The sequence below is a fragment of the Vagococcus elongatus genome (assembly GCF_003987645.1).
In the GTDB taxonomy this organism is placed as follows: Bacteria; Bacillota; Bacilli; order Lactobacillales; family Vagococcaceae; genus Vagococcus_A; species Vagococcus_A elongatus.
The window spans coordinates 34,285-49,199 of the sequence record NZ_NGKA01000020.1 but is presented as its reverse complement, the minus strand read 5'-3'; the positions used below and the strand labels follow the sequence as shown (position 1 = coordinate 49,199).

10 protein-coding genes and 1 pseudogene are annotated in these 14,915 nt (G+C 37.0%); 1 reads left to right on the top strand and 10 read right to left on the bottom strand.

Features of this window, described 5'->3' with window-relative positions; genetic code table 11:
- Window positions 1-345: 345 nt before the first annotated feature.
- Window positions 346-549: pseudogene (locus CBF29_RS14310) on the top strand (helix-turn-helix domain-containing protein); the annotation flags it as partial.
- Window positions 550-679: 130 nt separating this feature from the next.
- On the opposite strand, the gene CBF29_RS11320 reads toward CBF29_RS14310, so the two are convergent.
- From CBF29_RS11320 to CBF29_RS11275, 10 genes are all read right to left on the bottom strand, one after another.
- On the bottom strand, window positions 680-904 hold the full coding sequence (locus CBF29_RS11320; RefSeq protein ID WP_126809838.1) for a response regulator: 225 nt from the start codon (window positions 902-904) through the stop codon (window positions 680-682).
- A gap of 220 nt (window positions 905-1,124) precedes the next feature.
- Window positions 1,125-1,523: a VOC family protein gene (locus tag CBF29_RS11315; RefSeq protein WP_126809837.1), complete on the bottom strand. Its 399-nt coding sequence runs from the start codon at window positions 1,521-1,523 to the stop codon at window positions 1,125-1,127.
- Window positions 1,524-2,006: 483 nt separating this feature from the next.
- On the bottom strand, window positions 2,007-3,041 hold the full coding sequence (locus CBF29_RS11310) for a WxLIP family cell surface protein (protein WP_126809836.1): 1,035 nt from the start codon (window positions 3,039-3,041) through the stop codon (window positions 2,007-2,009).
- A gap of 114 nt (window positions 3,042-3,155) precedes the next feature.
- Complete coding sequence (locus CBF29_RS11305) at window positions 3,156-3,866, bottom strand: WxL domain-containing protein (protein WP_126809835.1); 711 nt, start codon at window positions 3,864-3,866, stop codon at window positions 3,156-3,158.
- On the bottom strand, window positions 3,863-4,195 hold the full coding sequence (locus tag CBF29_RS11300) for an LPXTG cell wall anchor domain-containing protein (protein WP_126809834.1): 333 nt from the start codon (window positions 4,193-4,195) through the stop codon (window positions 3,863-3,865). Before CBF29_RS11300 ends, CBF29_RS11305 begins: the two co-directional genes overlap by 4 nt.
- A 180-nt stretch (window positions 4,196-4,375) precedes the next feature.
- Window positions 4,376-5,452 carry a DUF916 domain-containing protein gene (locus CBF29_RS11295; protein WP_126809833.1) on the bottom strand — a complete coding sequence of 359 codons (1,077 nt, stop codon included), beginning with the start codon at window positions 5,450-5,452 and terminating at the stop codon, window positions 4,376-4,378.
- A gap of 100 nt (window positions 5,453-5,552) precedes the next feature.
- The gene (locus CBF29_RS11290) at window positions 5,553-8,648 is read right to left on the bottom strand and encodes an Ig-like domain-containing protein (RefSeq protein ID WP_126809832.1); all 3,096 of its coding nucleotides are present in this window, start codon (window positions 8,646-8,648) and stop codon (window positions 5,553-5,555) included.
- A gap of 135 nt (window positions 8,649-8,783) precedes the next feature.
- Window positions 8,784-10,019, bottom strand: coding sequence for a DUF4097 family beta strand repeat-containing protein (locus tag CBF29_RS11285; RefSeq protein WP_126809831.1), 1,236 nt, complete (start codon window positions 10,017-10,019; stop codon window positions 8,784-8,786).
- A 1,533-nt stretch (window positions 10,020-11,552) separates the two neighbouring features.
- On the bottom strand, window positions 11,553-12,527 hold the full coding sequence (locus CBF29_RS11280; protein WP_126809830.1) for a dipeptidase: 975 nt from the start codon (window positions 12,525-12,527) through the stop codon (window positions 11,553-11,555).
- Between the two features lie 455 nt (window positions 12,528-12,982).
- Window positions 12,983-14,740, bottom strand: a complete 1,758-nt coding sequence (locus CBF29_RS11275; RefSeq protein WP_126809829.1) for a carbon starvation CstA family protein — start codon at window positions 14,738-14,740, stop codon at window positions 12,983-12,985.
- Window positions 14,741-14,915: the final 175 nt, after the last annotated feature.

Below are 14,915 nucleotides of genomic sequence, written 5' to 3'. Positions count from 1 at the left end.
TTCCACTCTTCCTCATTCTTGCTCGATACTTCTTTTCTCCAACAGCAAGAACAGGGTCAAATTTATTCAATTTCAATGATCATCCACTCCTTTATAATCTATATCTAATCCATTTTACAACATCATGTGTTCATAATATGAACATTTGCTTATTAAACGATATTAATTAATATTTTTTAATTTTAAAAATGAAAAATCAAGCCAGGCAGCTAAAAAAGTCATTAGTGGGACAATCAAAATAATTTCTATGAAAGAATCATAAACAAACGGAAAGTTACCCGAGAAGAATTATCTGAAGCTTTGCATTGCAATGGAAATTATATTAGATAAGTATTCTTAGATTATACCGGTCAGACTCCAGCAAACTACATTCAAAACATTTACTTAAAACAAACAAGAGATTGCTTGCTTAACACCCTTTTGAGGAGCACTGCGATTATTAAGAAACTCGGATTTGAAAACCGGACTGTTTTTTATACCCATTTTAAGAAAAAGTTTGGTGTTACTCCCAACCAATACCGCTTGCTATCTAAATCAAAAAACAAATAGAAAGATAGAACAAAAAAGACCTCTCAACTGATAAAATGAAGTCGACCAACACAGACATCATCAGAAAAGATGTCTCACATAGATAAACATACTAGAAAATTACTCGGATAAACAAATAAAAGTATTTTTTTCAGAAGATTGGTTGGAATATAGACAAGATATTTTCTATTCCTTGATAAATTTTCCTGCATTTTAAAATGGCTTTCACCTTATACCGTAAAATCCGGTTAGAGAATGGTTTCATGATATAATCATCAACTCCTGTTTCATACCCCTTAATGATATCTTCCTCTAAATCATTGGCAGCAAGAAAAATGATAGCCGTTCTGCTATCTTCTTTTACTGACAGGCTCACATCAGTTCATCATTCCAAGAGGTTTTTTTGATACCATGCTAAAATTCTCTAGAGCCGTCCGAATAGCAGAGGCTTTCCAAAGCAGACAAAAAACCCAGAATTCATAAATTTTTCTGGGTTTTGTTTAATCATGTTTAAAAACGCGTCTCTTCTCGCTTTGCCACAAAGATCTTTATTTAATATTTATCCTTCACCAAATAATTCTTGCCCTCCCAGTCAACTACATTTTCATCCATAATGGTTCTAGAATATTTCCGTCAGGGTCTACCACTTCAAAAAAATACATTTGATTTTCTGGCACTTCTATATCAACCTCATAATAGTCACCGCCATTTTGTTTTGCAGTTTCAGCAAACTTTTTCACTGCTTCAGGGCTTTCAAGGCTAAATGAAACCAGTGAACCACTCATTGTTTTAGAATCTGGAATATCTTTGTCTCCGATAAACTCACGGTACGACTCATGAGTCAGCAGCATAACCCAAAAATGATCATCCCAAACCATTGCACAACCTTCGGGTGATGACATCTCTTCATTTGCTTTAAAGCCAAGACTGGAATAAAATGCGATCGAACGCTCTAAGTTACTAACAGGGAAATTAGCAAAGACCAACGTTGACATGGAGCTCCCCTTCTTTCTTTACGTTATTTATTAACCTGTTTACATATCAAAACACTTGGTTAAAACAAAAAAGATATCCTATAGTTATAGTATTACACCCCTGAAAGTTCGATGTCAATTAATTTACTCATGCAACCTAATGATGTTTTTTATCCAATATTATCTAAATGCCATTAATTACATATCTTAATATTTCCATGTGCACACGAAAGATTTCTGAACAACGCTTTTGGGCTTCTATCAGATAACCTAAAAACTAAATTACTTGCTACGGATAGTGGGAAATATTATGCGAACGTCCATAATTCTTTTCGGATTTTCGCTCTAGACAGCCCCCCACAAATCAAGATGCTTAGGGGTATATCCCTTTCATTTTAAAGCTTTACAACAGAACCAAAGATTCCTTGGCCTTTGTCCGTTTCTTTATATGCCATCCTACACTATACCAGTCTGTGAACGCCGGCCAATCTTTTACTCAATAATTTATTTCCGGCTTTTTCTTTTTACAACAATGACCGCAATGATGATGACAATTAAAACCACTGCTGCAGCAATACCTATCACAATATAAAGCAGCATATTATCCTCTTCAATAGAAACATCACCCTCATTTAACTCTTTAGCTTCCTCTTGGCTAATAGTCATGTCTTCTGAAAATTCATAGGTATTATTTGATGTTTTCATTGTTGCTTTAATGACATAATCCCCGGCTGAAAGCCGCTGACCTTCAGTTGGAATCAATAGGGTCATTTGAGTGGATGGGGCCATCTTCATTTTGTCTATCGTCTTCTCAAATAATAGTTCGTTGCCTGATCTACGATAAACTTTGACCTTCAATTCAGCATCCGCAACAATCAATGCATTTTTATTGATAAAATCGGCTTTAAAAAAAGTTCGTGAATTAACTAACCCTACCCCAATGGTTCCCATGGAAATCTCCTCAGGAACTATCATTTCATTCTGCCGTAAGGATATCGCTAACTCCGTGTTAAACACATGTTTAATATTTCCTTGACTTTCTTTTTCATCATCGGTCTGTCTCAGATATACACCTCCTAATACAATGCCATCAAATTTTTTGTTTTTCATATCAAGAGTGACTTTCAATTCAAAGCTCTCTTCACCCGGTATGACAAAATCCGTGTCCGACAGCTGTGCAAAGTCAGTTAATTTCAGACCTTTGGATTGATTAGTTTGAGACGATGTGGGGGAATACTCAATGACCCCATTATTATTCGTGACCGCATTGTTTAATGAAGCCGCTATCGTTACTGGTTCTGAAGTAATGTTAGTAATATCAATAAAAACTTCTTGTTTATCTTCAGGCGCCACCAGCAAATCAAAATAAGTTACTTCCTGATTATACTGATTTTCGGGCAGTCGTGCTTTGGCCCTAATTTTTATGCCCCCTGTCTGTTCGTCATTTGTCTGACTGCCTGCTGCTGAGGCAGTTGCGCTAAGTACAAAAGGACTGCACATGGTCAATAGGGTAAAAAAGAGTATGAGTCTATGTTTCATACGTTATATCTCCGATCTTCGCTTGCATTAGTAAAACCATAGGCTGAAAAAGCCTATGGTTTCTACTTATCTTTAATTTTCTAACACAATTGGTGAAATACTACTTCACTCTTACTAAGGAGTATTTGATACAGTCCAATCTAGTGTTGTTGTATAAGTATTTACCTTCATCACACTTCCTGGTACTGTTAGTTGGAAATCGCGAATAGCAAATGATGTTAAGCCTACACCTTCGCCCTCTTCGGCTTTCATTAATGACAACTCTGTTCCTGTGCCATCAGTACCCAATGGGAACGCAACGTTAGTGCCTTCTGGAGTTATCGTACTTGGCAAAGTTCCAGTTGCCTGAGTCGCTGTTCTTCCTGCTGTAAAGGATAACACAGCACCCTCTAATACATCTGCCCCAGCTGCAAATTGAGTATTTTGTTTAACTTTGACTTCCCATCCTTTTTGTTCTCCAGTATTATCTAAAACTGCAACGGCACCTTTTTTAAGTTTGTCCTTGTTGGCTTCTCTATCTTTAAGTTCGATAGCATCCCCATTATTTATCAAAGCTAAAAATGTTTTATCTCCAGAATGAACCTTCGTTTTCCCAAAGTCCAACATTTCTGGCAATCTTGCCTCAAAATTATCTTCTGGGTCTGGATCTGGATCAACCACAGGTGGAATCTCTGGGTCTGGATCTGGGTCAATAATTAATCCCCCATCAACATACTCGATCTTTCCGTCTGTTGTTTTACTGGATGTAGCTGCTTTTGCTGGTTGAGCTAAAACCAGTGAACTTAATACTAAAGTTGATATTGTTACCAATACAAATTTTTTCATGATAATTCCTCTTTCCTTTTCTGTTTTGATTTATTTTTATCAAGTAATGCTTTATTACTTAACAAACGAATACTTAACAAAGCCAGACCGCTGACAAGAAAACCGATAGCTATTAACCAATTTTTGCTAGTCTCACCTGCTTGCGGCAGAAAACCACCGCCGCCTTGAGTTGGTTTTTCTGAATCTCCGGGGACTTTACTATCATCATAGTAGGTTATCCCCGCATGAGTCTGACCTTCGCTTCCTTTTGCCGAAGCATTTATCGGAAAAAGAGAGCTGGCGCTAATTACTAACATGAGTAAAACCATCCATTTTACGCTTTTTTTCATCTCTCTTCTCCTATTCTTTCAAAAAACGATTGAATCAACATGACTTGTTTTAGACACTAGGACATTCTTCCACTTATATATGGAAATCATTAACTACAAAACTTAAAGATATGCACCAGCAGATTAACTGATCCGCTCCTAAAGCACTTAGACTTACGGCAGAAAACTGAAAAATAATTTTCATTCTCTTCGGTTTTTTTTAACAACTCGCCAAGTAATTACAAAGCCGCCAGCCAATAAAATTGCTCCAATACCCAACAGCCAAATAAATTTATTTGACTTTGAATGAGCAAGCTTTTCATCAGCCCCTTGTTTCTGTCTCTGCTCAACGTCCAAGAAAAAATTCGTAGTCAATTCCCAATGATACAAATAATTTTGAACATTTCCCGTCGAGAGATCCTCTACAAGATGCGAACCGCCGTCATCAAGATTGCCGTATGCATGTATTCGTATCGTATAATCTCCTGTTGTCAACTGGTCAACGGTATCAATAGGAATACGAAAATCAAAATTAGAATTAGGTGCCATCTGCAATCCTGACTGTTCATAGTCTAGTAAGACTGTTTGTTCATTAACCCTACAAAGTTCAACTTTTAGCAATAAATCATCTAGATAGGTCCCTTTTGGATTTTGTAAATTAGTTATTATTTCACCTTTTTGATTAACTATTTTGCCCTTAACATCCCTTAATTTTAAATCAGGCAAACCATTATCAAGTGACTGACGCAGCAGTAGACTCGTTGTATAAGCAATCTTATTTACCAGACCATCCGATTCACTGTTTTTATCAGTTTTTTTAGACGCTTCCGTAAAAGTAAGTCCGCCTGCGATGTATCCGTCATATGGTTCATCAGGCATTTTCACTTGAAACGAAACAGTCTGTTTGCTGGCGGGCTCTAAAACAACTTTGGCTGGCCCTTTCACTAATTTACGAATATCGTAAGTTAATGTCTCGTCCAAAGACACATTAGCAGGTGTATATTGAACGTGACCACCTTCATTTGTAAAGGCAGGCATGATCCCGATATCTACCGCTAATTCTTCAGAACCATGGTTGAAAACAACAACACTAATCGTCTGTTCTTGCCCCGGTTTCATGAGCAAATCAAAATAACTTTGCTGCTTGTCTATTTGATTAACTGGAATATTCGTAGCAATTGAAAAGTGGGCTTCTGCCGTTGATCCGCTAACACTGGTAGTATTCAATAGCAGTACAACGCAAACGATTAAAAACACTGAACAAGCTTTCTTTTTCATCTTACAACCTTCCAATCAAATAGCCTTGGTTACCCTGTTTTGTCGCCATTCCTTCATAAGCGAATGTTGTCCATTAATATTTTCATCATTCTTCAATCTCTTACCTAACATCACCAAGTGTCCAAGTTAGTTCACCTGTGTATTTGCCAACTCTTTGATCTGTGTATGGCACATCTAAAAACAAACCACCCTTGGCACCATTTTCCCAATCATCAGAAATGATTAATACACCATCGTCAGTAAGTTTCCGTTTTTCAATAGGAGTTGCGCTCGTTGTTTTGACCTCGATATCCTTGCCGCTTTGAGGTCGATAACGGACAGTCTTGCTCAAATCTTTATTATTTCCTGTGGTCAACGCCTTAGTTTGCTGCAGCGTTAACGTCCATTCGGCTTTCTCCGTTCCGCGAGTATCCGAAACTTTTAGTGCACCGGAAATTTTTTCAGGTTTGAAAATAGTATTTTTAGGAGATGGTTTCTGCTGTCCAAAATCAAACAGCGATGGCACCTCTACTAATTCCAAGGCCCCAACAACGGTTAATTGTGTTGCTGGTGCAAAAATAGCATCATGATAAGCAAGCTCAGTCATTGGGTTAATATTACCAATGCTGTTATTCGTTGCTGGCGGTTTTATCACATTGGCTGCTAATCCCGCTTTGTCACGAAGATGAATCTGCAATGTATCACCATTGACAATGTCTGACGGTAAATCTATGGTAAATTGGCCATCATCTCCAATTTCTGTGGACAAGCCTAAATCAGCATCACCGCCATTTTTCGTCACCGTCACGATTGACCCTGGCGTACCTGTACCACTAATACTGGTAGTCCCTGCACCAACTTGCGAACGTTCCAACTCAGCTGGTTCCGGCGGCGTTACATCAACTGTTGTCACCGCAGCTGGAAAATCAGTAGCATTGGAGTGGTGTTCTCCTCTAATAGCCGATAACACTTCAACCGTATTACCTTTAACTAAAAAATGATTGTCCGGGGTCATTGCTTTAAAAGTCCCTAATACTGGAGCATCTCCATACACGCCGATATCATCCGTTGTGGCTTCAATCTCGTCATATACTATTTGTCCGTCAACATTTTTTACAGCTAATTTCACCTTCACTTCACCAGCAAAAGCATTTCTAGCTTCCTCGTACTTAGCTTCCGGCACTTTAGCATGACCAGAAACAGATTTGTCCGCATCTGTTGGGAGTCGCAAGTTATCTATAAATGCCGGTTGGTTATTGGCACTCATTCGAGAGTACTCCGTCATACTGCCAAAATTTTGTGTCATCTCTTCATTTGTAGAATATTCTAGATTTGCCACATCTTTACCTGAAAACTTGTAATCTAGTTTTGGATAAAAAGCAGTCGGCTGACCATGAATTTGATCAGTACCGATCTTCCAAAAAGCCGTATCCGACAATTTGCTGGTAAATGTTGTCGTGTCCACCCCTGAAGTAAATATTTTCCCGCCGCCATCTCGGGTATTCGCAAAGTCAAAATATTTTACACTCTCCATATTAAACTGCAAATCTGGACCATTAAAGATACCTGAATCTGCGGTAGCCGTCTTGCCGCGAGCAATAAAGTAAGTACCTGGACCAGCATTAATATTGATTTTCCCGTACAATTCACCCGTTGACGGGTGACCAGTCGTTGCGGCACTGATGGCCGCCCCATTGTCCGCATCGATTTGTACGTTGCTATCTTCACCGGTCAATGTAAAGCTGTCCTCTTCGACTTCATAAAGATTAGAGTGGGCGTAATGAACACCATAGTTACTGCTATTACCTCTTACATCACTATCCGTCGGAGTCCCAGTACCAATATTTCGAACAATGAAGTCAGAACCATCAGTAATATTTATTTTATTTCCTCCGCCAAACATCCTCACAGCAGCTGCAATTCCATTATCTTTCATGATATGGACCTTACTTTTTCCGCGTATATTAAATGCCATATTCCCAACATTATAGAAACGAATAGAAGAGCGGCCGCTCCCACCGCCTTGGCCTTCACCAGAACTGATCGTTAGCTGGGCATTGTTTTCCACATTAAAGCTGCTATCCACAGAGCTGATGAAAATAGCAGTAGCATTAGGAGAATCGACATTCATTTTTGCACCATTTTTGACATTGAGGATCATTCCCCTAGGCTCTCCATCAGGGCCTCCCAAGGTAAATAGTCCATTATCAGCTCCTGCTCTATCTGGAGAAGGTTTTGGGGAAATCGTAGAATCTTGGCTAGTTCCATAAGTGGTTCCGCTGATTAATAGTTGCGTATCTGGGCCTTCTACATCAAAAGTTATTTTTTTCGTAGCCAGCCAGACACCACCGCTATCTTTTTTAGTTTTAGGACCGTAGTTGCTTTCTGTTTTTACAACTGAGCCGCCATCTATCCTAACACTGCCTCCGCTGCTTGCATCTTCCATCACTCGATAAAAGTTTTCACTATCCGACGTTACAACTGCTCCATTTGTCACCGTAAAAAACTTTACAGAAACAGCTGCCGTATCGCTGGTACTGTGGTGAATGACATGTGCACCGTCGATAGTTAGTGAACCGCCAGCCATTTTTACGATTGCAGCACCGTTCATTGCTAATGCAGTCATATTATTTATAATGGTTAGGTGCCCCTCCCCTGTAAAAATAGCTGATTCTGCAGAGCCTGCATAGTTAACATCACTAACCTTGATGGAACTCGTAATAGGTATATTTATTGAATTGTTCCCCATCAACAGCTGATGACCAGCAAAGTCAATTTCTCTCGTTACATTCTCAGCAACTTTTGCCGCTTTAGAGGTCTCGGCTGTCAAATCAGCTGCCACAAGGATGGCTTCTGCACTATTTTTTGCCAGCTCTGAAACAAACTCTGACCAATCACTTACAATAACCGACTCTCCGTCGTCAGCACGTTTTTTTCTTGACTTTAGCTCCTCAGATATCTCTAAATCTTCCGTCTGCGGATTTTCACTTGAAGAGTTAGCCTCGTCAACCGTTGATGAATCTGACACATTTTCTTCAGGTAACTCATCAATCCATTCAGAATCTAACGGAGGTGTCCCAATTAACGGAATGTCCTCCTGTTGTTCATGACTCTCAGCTGCTGAATCAGTAGTAACCGCGTAACAAATAACCGGAGAAAAAATCCCGAATTGAAAAACCATTAGACTCACAAAGGCTTTGTACGTCTTTTTCTTCATTCTTTCACCTCCTTTCAGCCCCAAGGTAATTAGACTGCACCCATTTCTTCTTTTGAAACAATAACAACTTGTTTAAGGTTGGGTATAATGATGGATTATCAACCCCCTTATTTTTTAATGATTATTTTATGAACATCACCGAGTCACTGGAGAGTAATAATAATTAACTTCGATTGGTATGGATGAATACTCAACAATAAAGTCATTTGCTGGTTCCACATTATCTAAAATATATTCTCCTAAATCAGACAGATAGTAATCAGAAATAATAAAAGGTTCATTGATTGCCATTTCTAATTCCCTTGTCTCAATTTCGAAATAATCGCCTTCTTCATCTCGTTCGTAGTGCCTCACGATAACTTTTTGAGTAAATGAGCTGCGAGCATTATTAAACCGGACGATGTGCTGAGAGTCAGCTTTACAATCCAAGCAGACTCTTTCTTTAGGATTACAAACCTTCCCACTTCGTACCCCTTCAATAAAAATGCTTTCCTGTGAACCTAGAGAAGGATCACCTAGCAATCCCCCTACACTGGGTTCATAATATACACCTTGAGGATTGGAGGCCCAGATGTAATTCTTAGCATCCACCATATTGTTTGCAACAGCTTGATAATGGGCCATGATTACTGGTTCATTTGCTGTTATTGTGAAAGGAATCACTTGATACTCTTCAATAATTTTCCCTTTACATAAAGCTTTTATATAGCTTTCAGAATGTACCGCTGAGTGTACTCCCTCTGGTGATAATGTCACCCCATGGATAATCGCTCCTTCAGAACAGGCTTTGACTTTCTTAGTTCCATATACTCCTGAAACACTGCCTTCTCCATAAAGCTTGCTATTCCTGCAAATCGCATAGAGATAATCGCCATAAACTCCGATACCATCATCAGCAGTCGCTATTGCTGTCACACTGCTATTATCTTTTACATCAACCTTGTGAGCTTTGACCCCAAACTGTGGGCCGATTGCTTCTACGTTGATATTTGACTTAACCGTTAGTATTTTCCTAACATCAATAGCAACACCACTATCATTGTGAACTTGCAACGAGCTTCCCTTACCATCGATATAAAGATTACCTTGAACCGCAATTTTCTTTATTTGAAGCGGTTGACTTGTCTCTAATTTCAAAGTAATCGAACAACTGCTAGTACATATAATGGCACTTTCGTTAGTTAATTCGTAAACTTGCTTACTTTTTTTAATCATTTGTCTGCCATCTTCAGTTGTCACCGTCCATGTACCGCTTGCCAGCGTTTTTTCTTCGGTTAGAACCTCTGCTGCATCTACATTGCCGGAAAAACTGAACATTCCAACAATGACACTTAAAGTTAATACCAAACCAAAAAAAATCCTTTGTTTCATGATAAATTCCTCCTTAAAAAATTTTCACTTGGCATATTTTTTAAGTCATGAGTAGACAAAACTCCTTCTTAGCTTTGAAAATTAATACTCTAAACAAGACTTTAGTCGGGTATCAATTGACACGATGACACAAAAATCGGTAGTATTTTAGATTAGCTGCCTTACTCCAAAGGTTGAATGTATGCTTTCTCCAAAAAATCTTATTCAAATCAACAGTAAAATATGTAAAAAAGAATGATCACAGTCTTTAATTCAATGGTTAATTGTTAATAAGGAGTAACAATTTTATTATTTTTAACACTAGATTTAATTCATCGTACTTTTTTAATGGAAAATACATTAAAAATTTTAGCTCTACTGATAAAAAGAACATAACATCAAATATTAAGAGCATATTAAACAATCTAGTTTCAAAAATTAAAAATCATTTATCAACTATTCCATTCATAAACATAACCGTTATCCGTTATTTTTAAAAAATGTTTTTATGTTAAAAATAAACTTGAAAAGCTATGCTAAGCCTTAAACTTAGTTAGTTATTATATATACTATTGTTTTTTTGTCAATGGCACTTTTCACCTTTAAAGACTTAGGAATATAAAATAACAAATATCTATAAACTGATGGTATTTTAAATTTTTTATAACTGATATTTTAGTATGATTTCTCTGGTTTTAATCAATTTCCAATCTAAAATAAGCTTAAATAGACAAACAAAAAACAGAGCTTTGTTTTTATATTAAAACGCTCTGTTTCCATTGTTTTTATTTTCATTTTTTTATCAACAATATATATATAATCCGTTTTATTTAATTAAGTATTTTAATAGATAAAACCTCATTGTTTAACTTTTAAAACAGCGTAATTTATAGAATATCAAGGTTATTTTTAATTTTTCTGAACTTTTTCATGTTCTATGTATTATTATTGGTTTTGTTTGGTTTCATTTTTTACGAAAGTAATTAGATATAAAACTACTATTGAGTAACTTAATTTTAAAAAAATTAAAAAATTTCAAGATTTTTAATATCTTCATTTTTTAAGGAAAATTCTAAGTTTTATTTCTAGTCTATTAACTAGCTGATTTATCTGTTTATAAGCCTTTGTTTGGTTTTGTTTAAAGTAAATGGCATTTTCACTTTTTTGATGTTTTTAGACTCGATTTATTTGATAAGTTTTTCACTAAAATCAACTGGCGCCTTACATGTTAACTTTTTGTTATTTTAAAATAAATCATTAATTAAAAAAGATAGACTTATATGGAAAAAGCCTATCTTTTTACTTATGATTAAATTCCGACTATATCAATAGATATATAATCTACCTGCATCTGTTATTGGTTAAAACAATTGCCATAGGGAGTACAAATACTGGTTCCCACCAATTAAAACAGCAAATATTATAAGAAAAAGCCATTTGTGCGACACTCAAAACAGTTCCTACGAAAATCTAATAAGGGTGCAAACAAATGACCTTCAACTCTCTTACACTAACTCGTAATAATAAAATCTTATCTCCCGTTTTTCTACTCCCTTAGAGTATGTCTTTAATGACTCGTTCAGCGTTTTTATAAGCAATTTTATCAATTGTTGCTGAGGAGATTCCTGTTTTGGCTAAAGATTCGAACAACAAAGGCATTTTATCTACACTGGAAATTTCTAAATTTCCTGTCACCCCATCAAAATCACTGCCTATTGCCACGCATTCTTCTCCACCGAATTTAATTATTTTCTTTATATGTAGAATCATATCGCTCACTTTTGACTCTTTACTGGTAATGTCTGATGACAAAAATTTCGGACAAAAATTGATTCCCGTAACGCCGCCCTTGTTTGCTAAGACACGAATCATGTCTTCTGTTAAATTTCTTGGATGTGGCGAAAGTCCTCGATAGTTTGAATGAGAAGCAATAAAGGGTTTTTTACTCAATTTTGCAACATCGTAAAAACCGCCGTCAGAAAGATGAGAAACATCAATAATAATCCCAAGATCATTCATATTGGGAATTGCTTCTTTTCCAAAGTCGGTCAATCCTTGATTCATCACTACAGGGTTTTCGGAATTTGGATAGCCAAAACAATTTTTATAATTCCAAGTCAAAGAAATTAGACGAATACCAAAATCATAATACTTTTTTAATTTATCCAAATCCCCATTAATCGCCCGTCCGTCTTCAAAAGTTAAAAATCCGCTCATTTTCCCAGCTGCTTTATTGGCTTGATAACTTTTATAGTCATAAGCTGGCGCTATAATATCCCCGTATTGTGTCATGGTATTTTGAAAGATTTTTAATAAAGATTCTATATAAAAATCATCTTCAAACGTTTCACTAGTAAATACCGTATCGTGACCAAGGGGTAACATGAAGATTGCAAAAAACTGCGCCAATGCGTTTGCAGACTTCATTCGTTTCACATCTAGCATACAATCAGGCAGGTCATAGATCGTCTCTTGCCCGCCAGTAAATGCTCTCAACAAAGTATCACAGTGCAAATCAATAAATTCCATTCAAATAACCCTCACTTTAGTAAATACTCATTCAGTAAAGCTTCTTTTTCTGAAAGACTATTAAAATCTTATCATAGTTTTCTGGTTAAAAGTTATTTGTTAGACATTTTTCTTGGGAAAAGTTCTATAGAGCGCAGAACCTCGACATTATCATTTTTGAGGAATAGGAGTTGTTTCTTGACTAAATTTTTAAAAAATAGACGGACAGTAATTTTATTTTTCATCAAGAAAAAGAGTGTTTAAGTAATTATGAGATTCAGACCCTGTTTTGTCTCTCCCCCAAAGAACTGTGTCTATGAGTCGTTGCTGTCAAGACTTGAAAATTCAAAACTCTCAGCAAAATCTAAAAATAGAATTTACTGAGAGTTTCATTTTGAATGAGCACATTAACTAATGTCTTTAATCATCTACTCTAACCATTACTACTTAAGCTTAGCCTTAGCACATGACTTCATTTACTTTTCATCATAAACTGGCATTTTTTGTTCAACCTTTTCAGATAGCGGCTGAATCAGTGTTCTTAAACAACGAACAGCCACCATAAAACCAAGCCCCAACAAACAGAACGCAAAGATGAGCTGCAAACCATCAGAAAGCAAGACAAACTGTCCAGCAGAAATTTCTTTTGGCACAAACAACAGAAATTCATTTGCTGAAATCAATTTTATAAACAGCTTATAAATTGACATACTTAATGCTGTAAATGTCACTGTCAACATCACTACCATCGGAATATAAAACATGACACCAGATTTCTTGGATGTTTTTAAGTAAACAGCTATGGCAATCATTACCATCGCCGCCAATAGCTGATTAGCCGAACCAAAGAGCGGCCACACGCTATTATACCCTCCTTGTGCGAGTGCAAACCCAACGCCAAGAGTTAAAATCGTTGCCACATATTTGTTAGACAACCAGCCAGCAATTCCTGATGGTTTTGCCTCACCATCACTAACAAGCTCTTGCAATGACATGCGACCGATTCTCGCAACTGAATCCAGTGACGTGAGAGCCAAGGCTGAAACACACATCGTCATAAAACTTTGTGCAACCATGACAGGCAATCCAAATGAAGTTAGGAATCCAGCGACAGAACTAGAAAAAATCTGAAATGGCGTCCCTTCCGGCAATTGACCATTCTTAGCTGCAGCTCCTGCAACAACTAATGCTGCGACAGCCAGCACACATTCACACATCATAGCACCGAAACTAACTGGGCGAATATGTTTTTCATTTTTTATCTGTTTAGAGGATGTTCCGGAAGATACTAGACTGTGAAAACCTGATACAGCTCCACAGGCAACGGTGATAAACAATATAGGGAACAGATAAGTCAAATTTCCTGCTGCATCTTCAATCACAAATCCGTTAAACATATTCAAATTCATGTCAGGACGTTCCACAATCAGACCGAGTACAGCGGCAATAATCATACCTAGTAGCATATATGTGCTCAGAAAATCTCGTGGTGCCATCAACAGCCACATCGGCATGACTGAAGCAAGAAATAGATAACCGAATACGACCAGTAACCATACTTGTTTGGAAGCAAATAGCGGAAAAGCCATTCCTAAAGCCAAGGTTCCAAACAATAGCACCACACCGACTACATGAGCAGCTTTACCTGATAAATTCATTCGTTTAATCAAAAAACCGAAAATAATTGCTGTCAAAATAAATATCATGGAAATAGATGCCGCAGAAGCATTGGCAGTATTGACCGTGTCTGCAACTCCAATGGTCTTACCGTTAAAAGTATTAGCGACTATGTCACCAAAAGCAGCAATAACCAATAAAGAAAACAACCATGAAAATAAAAGAAATAGTTTTTTTCCAGTTTTTCCGATATATTTTTCAATAATCAGTCCAATGGATTTTCCTTCATTTTTAACTGAAGCATACATGGCACCGAAATCATGAACTGCACCGAAGAAAATCCCACCAAATACAATCCAAAGAAATGCAGGCAGCCACCCAAACATCGCTGCAATAATTGGACCTGTTACTGGCCCTGCACCGGTAATCGATGAAAACTGATGACTAAATACCATGAACGCCGGTTCCGGCATATAATCCTGTCCGTCTTTAAAGCGATAAGCCGGAGTCACCGCTTGAGGATCAATCCCCCATTTTTTCTCTAACCATTTTGAATAACCAAAGTAAGCAACCACAAAACATGCAATTGCAATTAAAAGTAACACAACCCCATTCATTTTCACACCTCACTAAAATCTTTTTTCATACTATGTTTATATATCATACTTTATTTTCATGAAAAGTAAATAGAATTTTCTGAATTTTCCGAAAACAGTTCGTCTTTTGGTTTTTTTATAGAATGAAAAGAACCGTTCTTAAATATTTGATAATAATCAATATTTTTTTACTTCT